Below are 20,048 nucleotides of genomic sequence, written 5' to 3' on the forward strand. Positions count from 1 at the left end.
GCGTGATTCGTTTAAAAGGTATTTTAATGACGTCTTCAAAGATATGGATTTGTTTAGGTTCGATCGCCAGCCCGGCCACGGGAACATTATTCGCCAAAATCCTCACTCCACATAATCACAAATATATACTCTGGTATCGTGGCGATCGGCTGATAAAAACGGGCGATCAGGTCAAAGTATTAACCAACCGCCTGTTTATCGATGACGCGTTATGCGACATCAATATTCTGCAAATAGACAAATACCAGCACAGCCTGTGGCGAGTCATGCACAATATGTCCAGCTGTCCCGGCCATCGCGAGCCTCTGGAGGCGCCCTGTGTGGCCCCCGCGAAATGTATTTTTACTACCTGCCCGTATGGCAAAACGCGGATTGTAAAAAGATAAGGATGTTGAGTGGGCTAAAGGCATTACGCCAGGATTATCCTGGCGTTTTTTTTATTATCGCGAAAAAGATTAATTGCCGAGGGTGGCGACCATCACCGCCTTAATGGTGTGCATGCGATTTTCCGCCTGGTCAAACACGATGCTCGCCGGAGATTCAAAGACCTCATCGGTCACTTCCATGCCGCCGTGCAGATCAAACTCCTTCGCCATCTGCTGGCCCAGGGTGGTCTGGTCATCGTGGAAAGCGGGCAGACAGTGCAGGAACTTGACGTTCGGATTGCCGGTCAGCGCCATCATCTGGCTATTCACCTGATAACCGCGCAGCAGGGCAATCCGCTCCGCCCACTTCTCCTTCGGCTCGCCCATCGACACCCAGACGTCGGTATAGATAAAGTCGGCCCCTTTCACACCGGCTGCCACATCTTCGGTGAGGGTGATCTTACCGCCGTTCTTCTCGGCCAGGGCGCTGCACTCGGCTATCAGGCTTGCTTCCGGCCAGCAGGCTTGTGGCGCGACCAGGCGCAGATCCAGCCCGGTAAGCGCTGCCGCTTCGAGCATCGAGTTACCCATGTTATTACGGGCATCGCCGGTATAGACCAGCACCATCTCGTTAAACGCCTTGCCCGGCAGGTGCTCCTGCATGGTCAGCAGGTCCGCCAGCAGCTGCGTAGGATGGAACTCATTGGTCAGCCCATTCCACACCGGCACGCCGGCAAACTGCGCCAGGGTTTCAACCACTTCCTGGCCATGACCGCGATACTGAATGCCGTCGTACATGCGGCCCAGCACCCGCGCGGTATCTTTAATTGACTCTTTATGCCCAATCTGGCTGCCGCTTGGGCCGAGATAAGTGACGCGAGCACCCTGGTCAAAAGCGGCAACTTCGAAAGAGCATCGGGTACGGGTTGAGTCTTTTTCGAAGATGAGCGCGATGTTTTTGCCAGTAAGCTTTTGTACTTCAGTCCCTTTTTTCTTGTCGGACTTCAGCTGCGCCGCCAGGGCGAGCAGCCCGGTAAGCTGGGCAGGGGTAAAGTCGAGCAATTTCAGGAAGTGTTTTTTAAACAGTTCAGACATTTTATCCTCACATGGCAGAGGCCACTTATTGAATTAAAATTCAATTTATCTATATGAATATTCATTTGCAACCCTGTTTCACAAATCTTTCGTCGAAAGGTGGAGGCAAACACATCCGTGTGTGAAAATAGAAGTACTGCCGCACTTTAAAGAGGATTGAGCCATGGCAAACCCGGAACTACTGGAAGAGCAACGCGAAGAGACGCGCCTGATTATTGAAGAGCTGCTGGAAGATGGCAGCGATCCGGATGCGCTGTACACCATTGAGCACCATTTCTCTGCGGATGATTTTGAAGCGCTGGAGAAGCTGGCGGTGGAGGCGTTCCGTCTGGGTTATGAAGTGACCGAGCCGGAAGAGCTGGAAGTGGAAGAGGGCGACACCGTCATCTGCTGCGATATCCTGAGCGAAGGCGCCCTGAAAGCTGAGCTGATCGACGCGCAGGTAGAACAGCTGATGGACCTGGCCGAGCGCTTTGAAGTGGAGTACGACGGCTGGGGCACCTACTTCGAAGATCCGAACGGCGAAGAGGGTGAAGAAGGCGACGACGAAGACTACGTCGACGAAGATGACGACGGCGTGCGTCACTAATAGCGTATTAGCGGCAGTGCACACTGCCGCTTTCAAGGTTCAAACATGGATTACCCGCAGATACTTGCTCCCGTTCTAGACTTCCTCCCGTGCCCCACCCCGCAAGCGTGGATAGACAAAGCCCGCGACCCGGCCAACCTGCCGCTGTTGCTTACCGATCATATGGTGTGCGAACTGAAGGCCGCCCAGACCGCGCTGTTATTAGTGCGAAAATACGTCGCCGATGAAAGCGGTGCCGACGCGCTGCTGGCGTGGCTTAAGCCCTACGAAGCTTTCACCTTTCGCGACGGGCCGGAACCCGACTTTATCGCCCTGCATAAGCAGATAAGCAAAAGCGTGATGCCCAAAACCGACGACCCCTGGGGCCAGGCGCTTATCGACAGCATGGTGTTGTTAATTAAAGAAGAGTTGCACCATTTCTGGCAGGTGCGCGAGGCGATGGTCACGCGTAACATCCCGTACGTCAAAATCACCGCCAGCCGCTACGCCAAAGGGATGCTGAAAGCCGTGCGCACCCACGAGCCGCTGACGTTGATCGACAAATTGATCTGTGGGGCCTATATCGAGGCGCGCTCCTGCGAGCGCTTCGCCGCGCTGGCCCCCTTCCTCGACGACGACCTGCAGAAGTTTTACCTGTCTTTGCTGCGCTCTGAGGCGCGCCATTATCAGGACTATCTGCACCTTGCGCAGCAGGTGAGTGACGAAGACATCACCCCGCGCATTAAGCACTTTGGCGACGTCGAGGCTACGCTTATCACGTCTGCAGATAGCGAGTTCCGCTTTCATAGCGGCGTGCCGGTTTAATTGATAAGGACAAGGGATAATGAAAAAGGGGTTAGGTATTGCGGCAGCCGTCGTGCTGGGCATGGTAGTAGCGGGCTGGATCTTTCGCGACCAGCAGCCCACCACGGAACAGCAGCTCGACACCGCGCTGGGCAGCATGCCGGTGTGGCAGGTGATTAAAGAGCAAGACCCGGCGTTCCGCAAAAAGGTGCAGGACGAGATGATTGCCCTGCAAAAAGCAGGCAAGAACGAGCAGCAGATTATCGACACCATCCAGCCGCAGATTTTGCATCTGCAGATGGCGCGCCTGCAAAACGCCCCGGACGCCAACGTGGTGGAGTATATGAAGATCAATATGGAGCAGACCGCCGCCATGCAGAAGGTGAGCGACGATAGCTGCTTCCGCTTCCTCTATCCGGAAGTGAAAGGGGGCGTGAACCCGATGCGCCTGCTGAGTAAAGAGTTGATGCAGCGCCGCATGGAAGCGGATGCCACCATGATGCGTGCCGCCTTCGGCCCGAACAAGCACACCGTGACCCCGGAAGAGGTAAAACGCGCCGAGACCGACGTGGTGCCGATTGTGCAGAAGCTGGCAGAGAAATACGGCCAGGACTTCGAGCTGCTGCAGGCGCCGAACAAGGCGGTGGGCAAAGAGAAAGTAAGCTGCGAGCTGGTGCAGGACCTGTGGAACAACGTGCTGACGCTGCCAGAGAAGAACGCCGCCGGGCTGATTCGCTATGCGGTGTCGGACCTTTAACAGCGGTTACGCTGGTTTTTTCAACACTTAGCGCAGGTTTAGCGCGCCGCCGCTTGCATGGCGGCGCGTGACAGGTATAATCCACAACGTTTCCGCATCCCCTTCAGTGCCGAAGTGGCGAAATCGGTAGACGCAGTTGATTCAAAATCAACCGTAGAAATACGTGCCGGTTCGAGTCCGGCCTTCGGCACCAAAAGATGCAAAGATAAGTCGCTTAAGGGCGGCTTTTTTTGTGTCCATTTCCGTCTAGGTTCATCTATATCCGTCTGTAAATAAAAGATAATTCATTTTTTGGCAATAACTATATTTATTTTATGGTTTTTCCTTGTTGGTCATTTTTCATCCATTGACATCCACGCGATTTAGGGCCGAATTAGGGGCTTAAACGTAGTTCGATAATAGTGAGGCCCCGAATGGCACTAACAGATCGCGCTATAGGCCACGCCAAGCCTTGTGGCAAGCCGTATAATGCTGTTTAACCTTAACGGTTCAAAACGCTGGTACATCAAGTACGGCACTGTAAACAAAGAGAAAAAGCTCGCTTTAGGCCCTTATTCGCTTTTGACGCTTTCACAGGCAAGACGCATGCGTGAAGAGGCCTAATTACTGCTGATTACCGGCATCGATCCGAGAGCACACCGAAAGGCTGAACGCCTCGCTAAAACGCCGGAACATACTTTGAGTCTGTGGCACGCGAATAGGTCACCGGTAACGTGAACTGGTCGGCGGAAGATCAAAGGCGGGTGCTGCGTTATTTCGAGCTTTACGACTTTCCCACGAACGGCAGCTGAGACATCACCAAAATGAAGGTCAAAGACCTGCTGGTACCCATCAAAGAGGTGGAGAAAGCGGGTAAACTGGATGTTGCTTCCCGGCTTCAGCAGCTCACTGCCTGCGTGATGCGCTAAGCCGTCCAGAACGGCATTATCGATCATAATCCCGCATCAGATTTAACTGGCGAGGTCGCCATGCCCAAAGTTCGCCATCACCCGGCGCTATTACTATTTATCGGCTTATGCAAACTGCGCTTTGCCCATCGGGATGAAATTGACCTGCGTAACGCCGTGTGGACCATTCCCGCCGAGCGCGAACTGATCCCCGGCGTTAAGTACTATGCGCGCGGTACGAAGATGCGATCTCCACACTTGGCCCCTCTATCACATCAGGCCATCGAACTGCTGCACGAGGTGAGGCAGCACTGCCGACCGGGAACTAAACTGGTGTTCCCCGGCGATCATAACTACCGCAAGCCAATGAGTGAAAACACCATTAACAAATCGCTAAGGGTTATGGGTTATGACACCCAGAAAGATGTCTGCGGCCACGGTTTTCGCACTATGGCCTATAGCGCGCAGTAGAGAAGAGACTGTGGTCAAACGGCATTGTAGAGCGCCAGATGAGCCATCAGGAGCGCAAGCGTGTGCTCGCGGCGTCCACTTGGAAGAGAGCAGGGAGATGATGCAGTGGTGGGCGGATAATATCTGGATACACACCGGTTCAAACATGTTGTGTCGTACAGTTTGATAAGTTGCCGGGAGGCATACTCGACCATATGGGCTTCCAGGAGCGCAATGATCGGCAACGGGAGGAGCTGAAAGCTAGAATACTAGATGACTCGGAATGACTGGCGGCATGGGAATTATCAACAAAAGCAGGTTTCCGTTCTGACGACCATGAGGCAGACCCCAAAGGTGGGAAGCCGCCGGGAAGACTTTCTCGCTGAAGGTCGATGGTGAAAATTTATGTACTGACTATGTTTTGGATGAGAAAGCGCGGCCTATAAAGGTTGTCAGGCTGATTAATTCATTATTCAAGGAACGTAAGATCTCGTGGGGCTGGCTATCTGGTTCGGTTCGGCTAATCATAGGTTGAGGGGTGAGAAGCCAAGAGATTTGCCGATTTGAAAGTCAGGGATGGTACCGCTGGCTACGTAGGATGAGATGGATGTGGGGGGAGGAGGTAGCGGATAAGGTAGAGATTAATTGAGGGATAATGCTCCGTTAGACAGCCCTGCGTTATGATGGCAATACTAAAAACTGAGATAAAATTCAAAGTTTGAATTTTATCTCAGTCAGTGATACTGTTTATTTGTACAGTTGTGGAAAAAATTAACCTCTTGTAGGTCGTTGGTTTTATGGAATAATAAAATCAATTAATTTACAGGAGTTTTCTTATGCAATTTTTCGCTTTACGTGTGCTAATGAGACCACGCGACCCTGACCTTTTTTCAAAGGGATCTGTTCAAAGAGACATTGCACATTTTGAAAATGCCATAGTATCCAGCGCGCAAAAGTTAAATCTGACATCATCAACACCCTCTGTGCATAAGAAAACAAGCTACACCTTGAAGCTGAGTATCAAACCCTCTGAAGGCGTCATGGCTGGGGTCATATCAAAACAGCAAAAAATTAAAGGACATGATAAGGATTTTCGCGAGTTCGATGTAGACAATTATCCACCAATCGTATGGATCTGGGATAGAGAAGAGCAAGTGTTATTGGTCGAGAAGAAAACAGCGGTATTCAAGGATGCGCATCAAGTTGCTAAGGCATTTGAAGATCTTGCCAACAACGACTATTTGGCTCAATTAGGGCTAAGAGTGTTTATCGAACTTTGCCTTGAAATGGAAGATTTTTGGTCGGAATATCATAGACTTCAGTTTATTGATAAAGTGAGTTTTACGTTGGTTACTCCGAATATTTTCGGAAGTAGCAAGCAGGCCTTAACTGACGATTTGCGAAAGCTTGAGGCAGATACTAATGCAAACGCTATAACCACAACATTTGAAAACACAGATGGTAATTTAAAGCTTAAAGGTTCTCATTGGGCATCTGTTTTTGTTGATTGGGTAAAAGATGGTGGTGGTTCTTGGTTAATTAAAGGTCGAAAAACACTCAAATCAAAACCTACAACTGTATCCAGTAATCAAACGGCCAAGATACTGCTTATCGAAGGCGAGATTTCAGAAATTCAGTTAGATGGCTACTCACCGAGTGATATTAAAGAAATCATAGCATTACATCAAAATAGGTACACATACAAAAATGAAGAATCTAGGCGTCTGGATTAAAGCTATAGCTCTATTCATATTATGCTTAGCGTTATCGTCAGCCGATAAGCAGGTTTATACCCTACTTGAGCAGGCATCGGCAGGGGTGATTGGCTCAATACTTGGAGGGATTACTGCAGGGATCTCTGTAATTTTTGGTATTCTGGCGGTCATCAATAAGGGGCAAAAACGCTCAGATTTTACAAGTTACTTGGGATGTTTAGAGGCTGATCTGAAATTACTTGTGATCTGTTTAGGCGCAACAATTTTTTTGCCGTACCTCCGAAATTATGACTTACCTCTTATAAATTACCTCAATCATGAGTTGATTCCTTCTAAGGATAAGTTATTTACAGCGGCAGAGCTTTTTGCCGTATCGCTATCTCTGAATCTCATTGTTGAAGTGATAAGTTGCATGATTTTAGTAGTTAAACAAAGCCTGAAAATGGAAGACTGATAAGATTTTTTTTATATTTTTATTAATGATTACTTGAGTATTGATGATGAAAATATAGTTGTTTTATTATTAACTACGATTTTGGTAGTTAATCATGATATTAAACAGGGCCGTTAACAATGTCTTTTTCGTGTATACATAAATATATGGGTACGAAAATAGGGTTTAGCAAGACCTAGAATGATATCTCCTTTTATGACCATATAGTTATCTCCTAAAGTGTATATTCTGAAAATATGTGTCATGTGGGGATAAAATGAACGTAACCATATCCCAAACTCTGGCTCAGGCAGTGAGAAATGTTCGCAAGCAATGTAAGCTGACCCAACGTGAAACTACAGATAGTATGTGCATGAAACAAGCCACGGTTTTAGAGTTTGAGAACCATCCGGTGGGGACTCATCAAGGTAAGCCCATTAAGCTGCTTGCCGCTCTGAACCTTAAGGTTCAGGTCGTAAGTCGGAGGGGCGTAAACAAATCGTCTGCTAGAAAAGTCTACGAGTATTGATCTGTGGGCATGCCTATCTCGACTAACTGTTTGAAGTAAACTGATGTCGTCTCGAGTTTAGCGATACCTCGTTCAAAAAAGTTTATCGATCCTGAAATACGGTAGCGCATAGTACATTTGGGTGAGTGCATAAGTATGTATTTTTAGGAGCTCCTCACGTACATACTCGGTCGTTTCTAACATCAATGCCCGAACATCCGCAATCTTGTCAGAATCCATCGGGACGTATTTACGTCGGCCTTCAGCATAAAAAATATCCATTACGCCCAGCCTCCTTCCTCTGTAAACCAACACAAAATCGCGTAGTAATCCACGGGGAGCAGGTTGAGTACATATCATGAAGATTCGGTATACCAGAGGAAGAAAGTCTTAATTGGTTTGCCATGATTATTGATAAGAGGGATGTATTTCAAAACTTCTGCGTCTGGGTCATTTGGACTCATCCAACATTAGTAGATAAACTTTGTAGATCACGACGATGTCTGTCGGAAGGTCACCGGGATGATGTCATTACATAGGGGAACAAGCTGATTGGAAATCCACTGACGAAATGAGGGTAGTTACACGGAATTTTTGACAGGTTTTGTTTAACTACTTAGCAATACTGCTAAAATAAATACTTACCTAGCTCAGCATACCGAAAATATCACTTGAAGATGAATCATCAATCATTTAAGCAGCTTATCAAAAAGATTCAGATAGGAAAACACCTACCTGATGCGGTGTATTTGCATAGAGACGCCATGCAAGAGCTTCCATCTGTACTGCAAAAATTTATACCAGCTGTGGCCCGGGCAGTGAACTTACCGGATGATCAATGGAACCTAATCAAGTTATTTAAGAACGAATTTCGCTTATCATTACTTAACTACCCAAATTTTTATAGCGACTCGTATCCTGCCTTGGAACAAAGTCTCAATATCGATCTGAGCAAACTCAGTCATAAAGTAACTTGCTATCGTTCTTCTGATAACCCACCTATTTTGCACCGAAAGGAAACCATGATTTTGCCGGGTAGTGACTACTATGAACACTTCACTAAATTGACAGAAGAGGGGGAGAAGGCCGGTTTGTACGAAAACACCCGCACTATAGGATTCAAACGTTCTTGGCTAAATTTGATTCAGAAAAAAGGTTACCAGTTAGTGGAAGGGCGGTTACTAAAAGCAGATAGTGCACCTCCAAGAACTGGCGTTGCGGAACTTGGCATCGATCGCTACAAGACGGCTATTGTCCGCTATGAGCTATCAGGGCCGATGAAAACTTTGGCTAAGCAAGGCTATCTAGATGGCCGATTTTCTATTTTTGACTATGGGTGTGGTAGAGGAGATGACCTAAGGGAGCTTGAGGCAAATGGTCTTGATGCTTTAGGTTGGGACCCTGTATTTTCTCCTGATAACGACAAAGTAAAGTCTGATATTGTGAACTTAGGTTTTGTTCTTAATGTTATCGAAGATCAAGATGAACGCCTCGAAGCGCTCTTGAGTGCTTGGGATCTAGCAGAAAAAATACTTGTCGTATCAGTCATGTTAGCAAACGAATCGTATATCGAGCAGTTTCGGCCTTATAAAGATGGCGTAATTACTTCTCGAAATACCTTCCAAAAGTATTATGCGCAATCAGAATTCAAAGAGTACTTAGAGCGTTCATTGCAAGATGATGCTATTGCAGTCGCGCCTGGTATTTTTTACTTGTTTAAAGATAAGTTAGAAGAACAACGTTATCTTCAGAGTAAGTATCAAAGACATTTTAAATGGCAACAACTCACTTCTCCTCAACCCATCGAGAGTAAAGATCGAGCAAAACTTGTTATTACACAAAATAGGGAGGTCTTTGATGATTTTTGGAATGTTTGTCTAGAGCTTGGTCGTATACCGGCAAACGATGAATTCAAGAGTTCTGAAGAGGTGAGAAACTTGATTGGTTCTCACAAAAAAATCTTTGGCGTGCTTCAGGAAATGTATGGTGCTAATGAATTTGCTAATGCACAAAAAACGCACAAGGAAGATTTGCTAGTATATTTTGCTATGGGGTTATTTGAAAAAAGGAAACCATATACACATCATCCTGAAAATCTAAAGCGTGATATCAACGCTTTATTTGATGATTACCGAACGGCGAATAATCTTGCGAAGGAATTACTTTTTTCGATAGCAGATACGCAGTTGATTGGCAAAGAATGCATAAAGGCGCACGAACAATTGCCTGCAAGTATTCTTAATAGTGGGCACTCGTTAATTCTCCATAAGGACTACATTGAGGCGCTGCCACTCTTATTACGTGTTTATGTCGGTGCAGCATTGCAACTTTATGGAGAATTAGACGAAACCGTTGAGCTAGTTAAAATACATATTAACTCTGGTAAACTCACGTTAACACGCTACGATGATTTCAGCAAATCCGTTCCTTATTTGGTAGAGAGAACCAAAATAAAAATGGTTGATCAAAATATAGACTTCTTTGACTATCTTGATGAAAGTCGCCGGCCACCACTGCTCAATAAGCATTTGTTGTTAAGTAATAACCACGAAATGTATGAAAAACAGAAGAACTTTGATAAGCGATTGTCAAAGCTCTTGGGAACAAAAGCCACAGGCGAGGTTATCTTGAGCAGACAGATATTTGAGGAACGGTTAGCGCTTGCCGGAAAGCATGTGACTGGGTTTAGGCTAATTCGTCACTAATCTTATACGGCGGAAAACTAATGCGGTAAGTGCGACGCGCTACTTGTTCCGACATCCCTATTGCGGTTAATACATGCGAAGCTACATTAGAAAGAGCATTGCACGCTGAACCTTGAGATATGAACCATGGACAATCATTTGTAAAACGTTTTACCTCCTCGTCGGAGGGAAATGTTACACTCCAGATTGTTGGTACAACTGCCTCGCTACCGTTTCTTAAGAAATCATAATGCACCATAAGATCTAGAAACTGCTTTTCGATTGGACTTGCTTGAGTAGGGTAGCACTCCACTGCAGCTGCAAGCCCAACTATCAAGGGAGTAGGCGATGTGCCCCCACGTAGCCCAAACTCTTGTCCCCCCCCATGAATAAGGGGAACAAGTTCTGAATTTCTAGCATTACGCACATAAAGTGCACCGATCCCTTTAGGCCCATAAATTTTATGGCCAGACAGTGAAAGCATATCAATATCCATATCATCGACATCAATATCGCATTTGCAGAAGCTCTGTGCTGCATCAGTGTGAAAAGGAATGTTGTGCTCAAAAGCTATCGCACCAAAGTCCTTGATGGGCTGAATTGTCCCTAGTTCATTATTTACATGATGGATTGAAATAAGAATAGTATTTTTTCTTATCTCCGCAGCGAGGGAGGATGGCGATATGTAGCCTCTACTGTCAGGGTGTAGATAAGTTACTTCAAAGCCGATCGACTCCAGAAATGCACAAGTATTGAGAATACATTTGTGCTCTATAGCTGAGGTAATAATGTGGCCTTTGGTAGTAAGGTGCTTGAAAGCTACTCCTTTTAAAGCCAAGTTGTTAGCTTCACTAGCGCCACTGGTAAAAATAATCTCACTAGGAAGTGAGCCTATACTATCTGCAATTAGCTCTCTTGCTTTTTGGATTGCTTGAGAACTCAGCCTTCCTGCTTGATGCGCAGAAGAAGCATTCGCGAAATTTTCTGTCTCCCAAGGACTCATCGCCTCTAGAACTCGCTGAGAAACTGGGGTAGATGCAGCATAGTCGTAGTAATTATTCATTTTCAACTAAGTACTCTAATGTTTGATTAAATATAATATTAGTCACTAGTGGCTCACCAATATTGTTCATTATCCAGTTATCAATGATTTTAAGTCCACTATTACAATATCCTTCAAAAATATCAATTGCTTGTCTTAAATTTTCATCTTTGAGAATGTCTAGAGACGACGTTTTGGTTAACGCAAGAAGATAGATATAAGCATCATGTCCTGTTGTTGCATAAGTATCCAGCAAGATTGGCGTGGTTTTGATTTTAGGCTTTAGTGGTTGATATTCATCCAGTTGATACCCCACTAACGCTGCAAAAACCATTAGTTCTTTAACTGTACTAAACATCCGGGAGTCATTATTAGCTCCTTTTGTCGAGCAAAACCGCTCTTCTAAAGATTCGAAACGAGAATCCCGGTGAACCTGTAACTTACGCCAGTCTAAAATTTCAGCCATGGGTAGAAATCTCCTCGATAGTTACCTTGTCAAAATCACTACCAAAACGAACAACCTCATAATTAACGCCGTTCACCTTAAGTTGTGTCGGATACTGGCCTTTAAATTCATCTTTTGTAAGAACTGTATGTTGAACAAGATTATATTCCTTACCTATTTTATGCCTTATTCCTTTGTCAGTATGCGTTTCAGTCCACTGGGCTTGAGAAAACAAAAAGATTGATTGCTCAACTTTCTCCGCAATATAACGAACAAGCTCTCGACCGTTATCTGGACCAATAAAGGCAAGAATAGAGTCTGCAATAAATGGAGCAATAGTGCCCGGGGTAAGAAGATGCTGCTTGTTATATGCACGAACTTTTGAGAACTCAATCAGTGCTACGATAAAAGATATCGCAAGCATAGCTTGATATCCGTTACCAGCGGCTGCCCGTTTGCCTTTACTATCAACAATTGCCCATGTAAAGCTCCCTGATTTTCCGTTGGTGTCCTTTTGAACTGTGTAGCCATTAAAAGCAACTTGACTAAACAATGATTGCATCTTTTTCAATAATAATTGCTCAACTCCATTTTGCGAGGAATTCATTGCTTCCTCATATAACTCGATTATCTTGTCTGTCGCTAGAATCAGGTTGCGGACTTTCTGGGCTTTGGGCTGAGTTGATGACAAACTGCTCACTCTGCGATCGATTTCTTTAATATCGATATCTTTTTTACGGATATTCTGCTCTAACTGAGGAATCTGTCCTTTGAGTTGGTCACACTGAGATTTAGCCAAATCTTTGGCACGTTCGATAATCTTAATATCATCAATGTCAGACTCGACTATGGTAAAACTTAACTCTTTTATACTGTGTTCGAGTTCCTGCATACCAACTTCGTAGTCATCAATATCAGCTAATAATTTTTCCATACTAGCTTTTGGTAGTTGCTGACTGCTAATTCTTTGTTGTAGCTTGGTCGCCCTCACCCAACGTTGCTTAAGATCAGGGTCAACGGCATGTTTACCTAGTTCCTCTAAAAGCCGTGCCGCTGAGCTGTCTTGTTCAATATGAGTGCCGCAAATACATTCGTTATTGTGTACAATCTCACGTAACAATTGCCTGTCTACGGTATAACGCAATGACTTATTGAGCTCTTCAGTATTAATTGCTGAAACATCGAACGAAGCAAGCTTTTGGCTAAATGTCCTCAATGCCCAGTCAGGTGATTTTGAGATTTTTTCAGACAGGAACTGCTTATGCTGCCGTGCGTAGTCACTAAGTAACTCTGTTTTCTGTTTGCGAAGCTTAAGTTGTTCATCAATTGTTGTCTTATCGAAACGAGCAAGTTTACCTAGTTGAGTTTCATATTCTTTCTCCGCAATCTCAAGCTCACGTTGTTTTTTTTCCAGTAGCATCTTGTCACGTTCTAAACTAGAAACTAAAGTATCTTTGTTTGTCAATAAGGTATCAATTTCATTGTTTGTATCATATTGCTTGAGATCTTTTTGATAACTTATCTTAACGGCAGACAAGTGTCTTAGTGTTGTTTTAGCAACCGTTAGGCCTAAAACTTTTTCGATAGCATCTTTGATGTGAGAGAAATCATTTTGACTACTTAAAGTACCGGTTCCTTCACCTTGATAGAAAAAGTACTGAGACATTTCTTTTGGTAAAAAAGTATTGATTAACGTATTCGGGTTTTCTTCAGCTTTTTCTGCATAGCAACCATCAATAATTTCATAAACATGTAGGTTACTGCTAGCACTATTCTTATCTTGAATTCTTCTAACGTCAAGTAAGCGATTTTCATGTTCTAGCTGAACAGAAACACCGAACGTATTCTTACCTTGAGATTCTGCATGCTTATTGAGAAGATTTTTGGGGTCAAGTAAGTTTTCTGTGGTTTCTTCATAAAGGCACCAACGAAGCGCGTTAAGTAACGCTGTTTTACCACCATTATTCTCACCATGAATTAGCGTAACTCCGCGTGCAGGATCCACAGCAAAATCAATAGATTGCTTACCATAAAATTGACGAAAGTTATTTATTTCAAGTCTTATTAGTTTCATTTATGATATCTTCCACATTAGCTTCAATAATATCTTTGATCTTCTGAAGATGACGGTTTTGCACTAAGTCTCCATAGTATAGCTCTTTCTCAAATTGCATAACCTGCAATGCCGCTTTATGCACAGCAGATTTCTTTGAGTAATCCAGATGCGCGATCTGGGTATCTTTATCAACTTGCTTTAATAAAGCTTTAAAGGCATCAAGATTCATTAATAGAGTCCTAACTCGATGATTTTTTTATCAATCTCTTCGGGGTTTATAGCTGTTAACTTGAAGTCATCTATTCTGTTCAACTCCGCACGGCGTAGATTTTGACTAATATGATTCACTACCCCCGGTAATGGAAGAACAACAAAATCCACAATTAAAGCTTCATTTTTATCCAGAGATTTCCGAAGAACACGACCTCTCCTCTGGATATATTGTCTAGGATTACGCGTGCTTGCCAAAATAAAAGCGCTTCGACATACCGGCACATCGATCCCTTCATCTAATACCTTCATGGCCACTAAAGAATCAATGCGCTGCTCTTTAAAACTTTCCATTATCATACGTCGCTCCGACGATGTCTCTTGGGAAGTGAATTTTGAGACTTTACAGCCATGTTCATGTAGACAATTAGTGACCTTAGTAATATATGGTGTACCTTCCCCTGGCGCATAACCTTCTCCGACATAGATTAACGAATGTGTTAACGACAATGTCGGATGATTTTTTAAATAATAGAGTAATGCCGGTAATTTACCTGAGCAAGTGGCTAGTAACCTTGATCTTCCACCACATAAATTCGTCAACATTGACTGCTCATCAGTTGTTAATTTCTTTGACTGGGCTTTTAGAATAAGCTTCTGAATCTTTGCTGAATAATCTTCATACGCTTCTTGCTCTTCCATATCAAGATAAACTGGAACAATATCATAACGATAAGGAGAGAGTATTCCATCTTTAATAGCATCACTCAAAGAGTACTCACTTATGATGCCTTTAAAATATGTAAGCAAATTCTGTCTGATCTTATCCGGAAATGGTGATCCTTCAACCTCATCATCATCGGTGCGAAAAGGCGTGGCGGATAATCCTATTCGATAACGAGCTGGGGGTAAAGCATCGAAATACCCTTGGCTACCAAGGTGGTGACATTCATCGCCGATTAACAACATATCCTCATATGGTATTTTGGCTATCTTAGATTGAAATAACTCCGTTGATAAGGTCTTGTTAACAGCAATAACACAGATAAAATCTAAAGTTCCGCTTCGAAAGCGTAATATTTTCTTATCCAATATAGCAGCCCAATTATTGGAGCTTTCGTAACATTGAATTGGGACGACGTTAAAAGGAGCTAACTCTTTTACCCATTGATTAGCCAGTTCTATGTAAGGGACACTAATAATAACAAAGGTTTTATTATCATTCTTATTACGTTCTTCATACAATTCAACCATTGCAGAGATGGATGTGAATGTCTTACCTGAACCGGTTGCTAACTTAAATAGACCATTATAATCTGCCTTTCGCCAGCTTTCTATCGCCTCGACTTGATGTGGAAATAACTCAAACGCTCTATTTTTCACTATCAATGGTTTGCGAGGTGTTTTCACTTCTATATTTAGTTTTGTTAACTCTTGTTCTGATTTGGGGAAGCTGTACGAAAAGAAAGGTTTGCTCGTCTTGGGATCAGCGGATGCTGGAAATAATTCTTTACTCAAAGCGTCCAGATCAACACCAGCCCGGACTCTTTGGTAAGCAACTGAATCAATTTCAACAACTTTGACTCGCTTCTTGTTGTTACTCCAAAGAGCATTGAAATTGTCTACTTCGACTTGTCCATAATCAGCAAAAGCTTCATGCCAGCTGAAAAATAGAGAAACTTCCTCAGAATTATATTTTGATAACCCAGCTATAGTTTCATTCGCGGAGCCGCTGAAGACAACGGTTTCATTTTGTTGATAAAAGATCCCAATTTTTTTATGGAACATACCTTTATGCGTGAAAGCGAATTTAATCTCAAGTAGTCCTTTAGCCACTAAATACGTTAGCAGTTTTAGGTTTCGTTCTGTACTTTCGAGCAACAAATCTGCTAGTTGGAGTGATAGAGCTGTAACAGGGTTTGATACCCCCTCCATCACCGCCTCAAACTCATCATCAGAAAGTGGATCTCCAATGATAAGGCGCATTTTACCTTCTGAGTGAATAAACTTATCTAGACCTTGCGCTGCAGAAACTAATACATCGGACGAAAAGTATCCCACGGCCCTATCATAGCGATCTGCGCAAGCAAGCAAGGGGATATGTACACATTCAAGTATACTTTCTTCATCTGAGTCATACTTAGCTTTGAGTTTAAGGTCTGAGAACCGCATTGTTACTCCCAATCAAGCCATTTAGTAAGATTGCGCCATGCGTTGCTCAGGAGTAATGAACTGCGTTCATCAATCTGCTGCTTACCCCATTTATCGGCGAACGTTATATCACCAAATTTTTTCTCTAGCATCAATACTGAAGCATGACGTTTAGCATGCTCAGAAATATGACAATCTGTTGATAAGATATCTTCAATATCGTTAATTGAATCGTTAGCTAAGGCCTGAAGTAAATGTTGCTTTAGATTATACCAAGATGGTGGGTTAGAGCTGGAAACTCCGTCTCTGACATCAATTAATACGTTACCAATCTTGTTGTAAACTTCAGGGTTTGCAATTTCCTCATCCCCCCAGCCTTCTGTAGAACCACCATTGAAGACCTTCTTGATAGCGTTTTTCCCAGAAATTAATTCCCACATCATGGTTGTTAGGAAGTCAGTACTCAATTTATTTGAGATCTGATGATCAACGCCTTTAAGTTCAACCCCATGCAAACCAGCTAAGAGCAACATTTTGATACTCTTCGATTTGGTTAGAATTTGTTGTTTTGAACAGATATCAAGCCATTTTTCATCTACTGTATCTTTTGGAGAACCTTTTGTAATAATTTTATTTATAAGTTCTGCTCTGAAAAATTGATTAATAATATCCGGATTAAACTGCTCAGATGTCAATGAAGAATGACCTAATGTGAGCCCTTTTTGATCAGAGCTCACACCACGTTCATGTAATTTTTTGTAAACCGCATCAATACCATCAGCTCCCCCACTCATTGCTCGCCAAAGTATACTAAATGCTGTTACAGATTTAAGTACTTTTGCGAAGTCAGAATATTCTGTACCTGTTGCATCAAATTTCTCATCAATTAATACAAATTGTATCAATAGACTTTGAACAATATCATGCTTCATATCCACAAGGTATCGAAGACATAAATTAGAAATATCTAAAACGTTAGAGTCAACTAATTTTCCTACATTTGGTACTACTGCTTGCCAATGGTCGAATAAAAAGTTGGCAGATGTTGCTAGCTGTCTTAAGTAAACACCTTTGAGATCAAAGTCACAATTTTCATAACTCTTAAGCATTGCATCTCGCTGATCTCTTAAGCTCGTAACTTTTACTTTGCCTTCAAAAGCTCGTACAAAAGCCAGTATTAACGCTTTAGTTTTAAGATTTTTTTCTTTACTATCGATTATATTTTCGAAGCGCTCAGTTATGGATTTGAGAACATCCATTGCTGCTTCCAGTTCTTCTTCCTGGACCCCCTCTTTACGCTGTTTTCCTATAAATTCAATAGCTTTTGGTACAAATGTTTCAATCGCTGTGAGTGGTTCGCCCGTAGTATTCAAAGCTTCAAACATATCGAATGCATACGATTCATTGTTAACTTCAACGTAAGTAAGGCAAACACGATGAAGCAAAAATTTCGCAAATACGGCGATATAAATTACTTCTGCAACTTTAGGATACGATTCAGAAACCAATGCCAAATCTTTATCAACAGGGAAATCTAAACATATATCTAATGTTTCAACATCGACTAAATCACTGATGTTAATTTTTTCTTCAGTTTCGCTATCAGGAAATTGGAATTGAAAGCCTTTTTGTACACAATCAAGTTGTTTTCTTATTTCTTTAATGTTGTTAACTACACGTTTTGCAGAAGTGCTCATCAATGATAAGTCTAGAGGCTTAAACACTGAATAATCACGCTGATCCATAATGTGACGCTGATAGATATACAACAATTCAGCTATTGGACTATCATATATAGCGTTTTTCTCACTTCTACCCCAACAATCGACCTGTGAACGAATAATTTTAGGGAGATATTTGTATACTTCATGTTCTGCAGTTGTCTCTACAACCGTATTCGAAGTGTCGATCTCTAGCTGAGAAACTACTTGGCGTAATTCATCAAGTACGTCTTTTATTTCTTCATCTTGTTCTGAAGTAATTGCTTTTTTCAAACTGGGTAAAAGTATTCTTAATCTTTCATTAATACAGAGTATGATCAACATCAAAGTCGAAAGGCGCTGTTGTCCATCGATGATAAGTTTGATTTCTTCCGGTTTATCTCTTTTTACTAAAGGATAAATGGTTTGGGCAATACTATCATCTACACTGAGTATAGAACCGAGGAAAATAATTGCATCATGAGAGTCAAGAAGATTTCTAAATACGTTTTCACAATCAGAAAACAAATCTCTAATATGACTTTCTTCCCATGAATATGGTCTCTGATAAGCAGGCATATAAAAGCCTGTTGTTTTACGTTTGCAGATGACATCAAAGACCGATTGAGGTTCTGCTTTAAAAATATCGAGAGACTTTTGCATCGATGTTTTCCTAGGTAACTGATATGCTTCGAAATACCCTATTTATATCATCAAATCTACGGATATTCTATGATCTTGTCCGGGCATTTAAGTTTAGTGAACCTGGTGTTTCACTGGCTGCCGTGATTCCAGTCACAAAAGGCAGCTAGTTAAGTGGTACGATGAGCTGAACATTATCTTGAAAGCTACAATATGCTAGGCGAATCACGTGAAATCAAGGACATTTTAGAGATTACCTTCACGCTGGATTCAACATCAAGCTCTGCACTTTGCATAGTCCTCATTTCCCATGAATCAAGCCTGTTACAACAACCTTATGATTAATGTTGTCAGCAGTTGGGCAGGTCATTGATGAATTTTTCATTGATAATTTGAGCTCGTGCTTTATTAAGGTTATATGCTGCCATGCTCCGATTTTTTGGTGCTTAATGTTGGTTTTGTTTGTTTAAGTAGTATGATAAACTTCTGAGTACGATCAACTTCTAGATGCAATGCCCTTCTGATACAATGTCGTCTCCGTTTGGATGAAATCTCCAATTCAGCAGCAAGGTAACTACATTGAGCATCGAATCTACGATACTAAAATTCTCCGGACATCAAACTTTTCCTATCCGTTACGGCTGGATTTATAAAATAATTCAAGAAATTGTAAAAGGTGAGTCCATTTCGAGTAAATCGAATATAGAGAAACAGATGCAATCAATGGGGATGGGAAAGAACATGGTACTTTCTGTCCGGCATTGGATTCGTGCATTGAATTTAGTGATATGCGTCGATAATAAAGAACAAATTTATCAACTGACACCGCTTGCTGAACAGCTTTTTACTCATAAAAACGGTAAAGCAGCATACGATGAATACCTTGATAAGATCGGGACGATTTGGCTATTACATTGGCTACTACAATCCATTGATACAAAACATGCTGAATTGAATGCGTCTCGATTTTTATTCAATTATTTCAATGGGATAAAAGTAAAGAAAGAGTTTTTAGCAAATGAGATAAAAGATGCACTCATTAATCATGAAAAAGAGCTTACTGAAGAAACTCTAAATAAAGATATCGACTGTCTGTTGCAGATGTATGCACACAAGTCATTGCAATCAAAAAAAATTAATGAGGATAGCTTTGCTTCACCTTTCACAGAGCTAGGTTTGCTGAAGCAAGAAGATGCTAGGAGTTACCTAGCAGAACTTTCTCGGCGTCCTTCCCTGCCCGTTGAGGTCTTTACCTATGCCCTCATTGACTACATGCAGAGAATACACCAAGGGAGTAAGGTAAATACGTTGTCCTTTGAAGCATTACTGAATGACGTAGGTTCACCTGGTCGAGTATTTCGTTTATCTGCTGCTGGGCTTAGTGACAAGCTTGATCAAGTTGAAACATTAACCGACGGCAAAATTGCTTGGACGGATACCCAAGGTTTAAGGCAAGTACAACACTGTTTCGAAGATATAAAAATTATTGAACCTAATCAGTACCTTAAGCACTACTATCAACCAGAAGGAAAATAA

At 42.7% G+C, this 20,048-nt stretch carries 18 protein-coding genes and 1 tRNA gene; 11 read left to right on the forward strand and 8 right to left on the reverse strand.

Translation table 11 applies throughout. From position 1 onward, the window contains the following. The first annotated feature begins 26 nt into the window (after window positions 1–26). The gene (locus tag B3B59_RS06115) at window positions 27–386 is read left to right on the forward strand and encodes a hypothetical protein (RefSeq protein ID WP_040077413.1); all 360 of its coding nucleotides are present in this window, start codon (window positions 27–29) and stop codon (window positions 384–386) included. A 69-nt stretch (window positions 387–455) separates the two neighbouring features. Here B3B59_RS06115 and argF read toward each other — a convergent pair whose 3' ends face one another. Next, the gene (gene argF / locus B3B59_RS06120; RefSeq protein WP_286808388.1) at window positions 456–1,460 is read right to left on the reverse strand and encodes an ornithine carbamoyltransferase; all 1,005 of its coding nucleotides are present in this window, start codon (window positions 1,458–1,460) and stop codon (window positions 456–458) included. After that, the gene (gene argL / locus B3B59_RS20475) at window positions 1,430–1,525 is read right to left on the reverse strand and encodes a putative translational regulatory protein ArgL (RefSeq protein WP_233803539.1); all 96 of its coding nucleotides are present in this window, start codon (window positions 1,523–1,525) and stop codon (window positions 1,430–1,432) included. The genes argF and argL overlap by 31 nt, the downstream gene beginning before the upstream one ends. 98 nt (window positions 1,526–1,623) lie before the next feature. Between argL and rraB the strand changes: the two genes are divergently transcribed. The 9 genes from rraB (at window position 1,624) to B3B59_RS06160 (ending at window position 10,287) form a co-directional block, all read left to right on the forward strand. Next, window positions 1,624–2,049, forward strand: coding sequence for a ribonuclease E inhibitor RraB (gene rraB, locus B3B59_RS06125; protein ID WP_040077411.1), 426 nt, complete (start codon window positions 1,624–1,626; stop codon window positions 2,047–2,049). Window positions 2,050–2,094: 45 nt separating this feature from the next. Then, window positions 2,095–2,853: a tRNA isopentenyl-2-thiomethyl-A-37 hydroxylase MiaE gene (gene miaE, locus B3B59_RS06130; protein ID WP_286808389.1), complete on the forward strand. Its 759-nt coding sequence runs from the start codon at window positions 2,095–2,097 to the stop codon at window positions 2,851–2,853. Window positions 2,854–2,872: 19 nt separating this feature from the next. Continuing rightward, on the forward strand, window positions 2,873–3,589 hold the full coding sequence (locus tag B3B59_RS06135; RefSeq protein ID WP_046886439.1) for a hypothetical protein: 717 nt from the start codon (window positions 2,873–2,875) through the stop codon (window positions 3,587–3,589). 108 nt (window positions 3,590–3,697) lie between these two features. Then, a tRNA-Leu gene (locus B3B59_RS06140) sits at window positions 3,698–3,782 on the forward strand. A 275-nt stretch (window positions 3,783–4,057) separates the two neighbouring features. After that, on the forward strand, window positions 4,058–4,192 hold the full coding sequence (locus B3B59_RS20420; RefSeq protein ID WP_349676944.1) for an Arm DNA-binding domain-containing protein: 135 nt from the start codon (window positions 4,058–4,060) through the stop codon (window positions 4,190–4,192). Window positions 4,193–4,557: 365 nt separating this feature from the next. Then, on the forward strand, window positions 4,558–4,947 hold the full coding sequence (locus B3B59_RS20425; RefSeq protein WP_349676941.1) for a tyrosine-type recombinase/integrase: 390 nt from the start codon (window positions 4,558–4,560) through the stop codon (window positions 4,945–4,947). A gap of 815 nt (window positions 4,948–5,762) precedes the next feature. Continuing rightward, complete coding sequence (locus B3B59_RS06150; RefSeq protein ID WP_286808390.1) at window positions 5,763–6,659, forward strand: hypothetical protein; 897 nt, start codon at window positions 5,763–5,765, stop codon at window positions 6,657–6,659. Continuing rightward, window positions 6,634–7,095 (forward strand): hypothetical protein, encoded by a 462-nt coding sequence (locus B3B59_RS06155; RefSeq protein ID WP_286808391.1) that lies wholly within the window; start codon window positions 6,634–6,636, stop codon window positions 7,093–7,095. The genes B3B59_RS06150 and B3B59_RS06155 overlap by 26 nt, the downstream gene beginning before the upstream one ends. A gap of 1,164 nt (window positions 7,096–8,259) precedes the next feature. Beyond that, a complete protein-coding gene (locus tag B3B59_RS06160) occupies window positions 8,260–10,287 on the forward strand; it encodes a DNA phosphorothioation-associated putative methyltransferase (RefSeq protein ID WP_286808576.1) in 2,028 nt (675 codons plus the stop codon). Here B3B59_RS06160 and B3B59_RS06165 read toward each other — a convergent pair. From B3B59_RS06165 to B3B59_RS06190, 6 genes are read right to left on the reverse strand one after another with little or no spacing between them, the layout of a single operon-like run. Further along, on the reverse strand, window positions 10,268–11,329 hold the full coding sequence (locus B3B59_RS06165; RefSeq protein ID WP_286808393.1) for a cysteine desulfurase family protein: 1,062 nt from the start codon (window positions 11,327–11,329) through the stop codon (window positions 10,268–10,270). The two genes, B3B59_RS06160 and B3B59_RS06165, sit on opposite strands and share 20 nt — an antisense overlap. Continuing rightward, window positions 11,322–11,774, reverse strand: coding sequence for a hypothetical protein (locus tag B3B59_RS06170; protein WP_286808395.1), 453 nt, complete (start codon window positions 11,772–11,774; stop codon window positions 11,322–11,324). The genes B3B59_RS06165 and B3B59_RS06170 overlap by 8 nt, the downstream gene beginning before the upstream one ends. Continuing rightward, window positions 11,767–13,827 (reverse strand): AAA family ATPase, encoded by a 2,061-nt coding sequence (locus B3B59_RS06175; protein WP_286808397.1) that lies wholly within the window; start codon window positions 13,825–13,827, stop codon window positions 11,767–11,769. Before B3B59_RS06175 ends, B3B59_RS06170 begins: the two co-directional genes overlap by 8 nt. Further along, window positions 13,808–14,038: a CxC ATPase DNA modification system associated small protein gene (locus B3B59_RS06180; RefSeq protein WP_286808399.1), complete on the reverse strand. Its 231-nt coding sequence runs from the start codon at window positions 14,036–14,038 to the stop codon at window positions 13,808–13,810. Before B3B59_RS06180 ends, B3B59_RS06175 begins: the two co-directional genes overlap by 20 nt. Continuing rightward, a complete protein-coding gene (locus tag B3B59_RS06185; protein ID WP_286808400.1) occupies window positions 14,038–16,191 on the reverse strand; it encodes a DEAD/DEAH box helicase family protein in 2,154 nt (717 codons plus the stop codon). Before B3B59_RS06185 ends, B3B59_RS06180 begins: the two co-directional genes overlap by 1 nt. A gap of 2 nt (window positions 16,192–16,193) precedes the next feature. Then, a complete protein-coding gene (locus B3B59_RS06190; RefSeq protein ID WP_286808401.1) occupies window positions 16,194–18,533 on the reverse strand; it encodes a DUF262 domain-containing protein in 2,340 nt (779 codons plus the stop codon). A 558-nt stretch (window positions 18,534–19,091) separates the two neighbouring features. Here B3B59_RS06190 and B3B59_RS06195 point away from each other — a divergent pair. Then, window positions 19,092–20,048, forward strand: coding sequence for a DUF4007 family protein (locus tag B3B59_RS06195; RefSeq protein WP_286808402.1), 957 nt, complete (start codon window positions 19,092–19,094; stop codon window positions 20,046–20,048).

The sequence above is a fragment of the Leclercia sp. UBA2479 genome, assembly GCF_002341985.1.
In the GTDB taxonomy this organism is placed as follows: Bacteria; Pseudomonadota; Gammaproteobacteria; order Enterobacterales; family Enterobacteriaceae; genus Enterobacter; species Enterobacter pneumoniae.

What these genes read in the sequence shown, in the direction of transcription:
- B3B59_RS06175 (WP_286808397.1), bottom strand. Translation starts at nt 13,827, where the DNA reads ATGAAACTAATAAGACTTGAAATAAATAACTTTCGTCAATTTTATGGT.
- B3B59_RS06115 (WP_040077413.1), top strand. Translation starts at nt 27, where the DNA reads ATGACGTCTTCAAAGATATGGATTTGTTTAGGTTCGATCGCCAGCCCG.
- argF (WP_286808388.1), bottom strand. Translation starts at nt 1,460, where the DNA reads ATGTCTGAACTGTTTAAAAAACACTTCCTGAAATTGCTCGACTTTACC.
- miaE (WP_286808389.1), top strand. Translation starts at nt 2,095, where the DNA reads ATGGATTACCCGCAGATACTTGCTCCCGTTCTAGACTTCCTCCCGTGC.
- B3B59_RS06155 (WP_286808391.1), top strand. Translation starts at nt 6,634, where the DNA reads ATGAAGAATCTAGGCGTCTGGATTAAAGCTATAGCTCTATTCATATTA.
- B3B59_RS20420 (WP_349676944.1), top strand. Translation starts at nt 4,058, where the DNA reads ATGCTGTTTAACCTTAACGGTTCAAAACGCTGGTACATCAAGTACGGC.
- B3B59_RS06190 (WP_286808401.1), bottom strand. Translation starts at nt 18,533, where the DNA reads ATGCAAAAGTCTCTCGATATTTTTAAAGCAGAACCTCAATCGGTCTTT.
- B3B59_RS20425 (WP_349676941.1), top strand. Translation starts at nt 4,558, where the DNA reads ATGCCCAAAGTTCGCCATCACCCGGCGCTATTACTATTTATCGGCTTA.
- rraB (WP_040077411.1), top strand. Translation starts at nt 1,624, where the DNA reads ATGGCAAACCCGGAACTACTGGAAGAGCAACGCGAAGAGACGCGCCTG.
- B3B59_RS06150 (WP_286808390.1), top strand. Translation starts at nt 5,763, where the DNA reads ATGCAATTTTTCGCTTTACGTGTGCTAATGAGACCACGCGACCCTGAC.
- B3B59_RS06160 (WP_286808576.1), top strand. Translation starts at nt 8,260, where the DNA reads ATGAATCATCAATCATTTAAGCAGCTTATCAAAAAGATTCAGATAGGA.
- B3B59_RS06185 (WP_286808400.1), bottom strand. Translation starts at nt 16,191, where the DNA reads ATGCGGTTCTCAGACCTTAAACTCAAAGCTAAGTATGACTCAGATGAA.
- B3B59_RS06135 (WP_046886439.1), top strand. Translation starts at nt 2,873, where the DNA reads ATGAAAAAGGGGTTAGGTATTGCGGCAGCCGTCGTGCTGGGCATGGTA.
- B3B59_RS06180 (WP_286808399.1), bottom strand. Translation starts at nt 14,038, where the DNA reads ATGAATCTTGATGCCTTTAAAGCTTTATTAAAGCAAGTTGATAAAGAT.
- B3B59_RS06165 (WP_286808393.1), bottom strand. Translation starts at nt 11,329, where the DNA reads ATGAATAATTACTACGACTATGCTGCATCTACCCCAGTTTCTCAGCGA.
- argL (WP_233803539.1), bottom strand. Translation starts at nt 1,525, where the DNA reads ATGAATATTCATATAGATAAATTGAATTTTAATTCAATAAGTGGCCTC.
- B3B59_RS06170 (WP_286808395.1), bottom strand. Translation starts at nt 11,774, where the DNA reads ATGGCTGAAATTTTAGACTGGCGTAAGTTACAGGTTCACCGGGATTCT.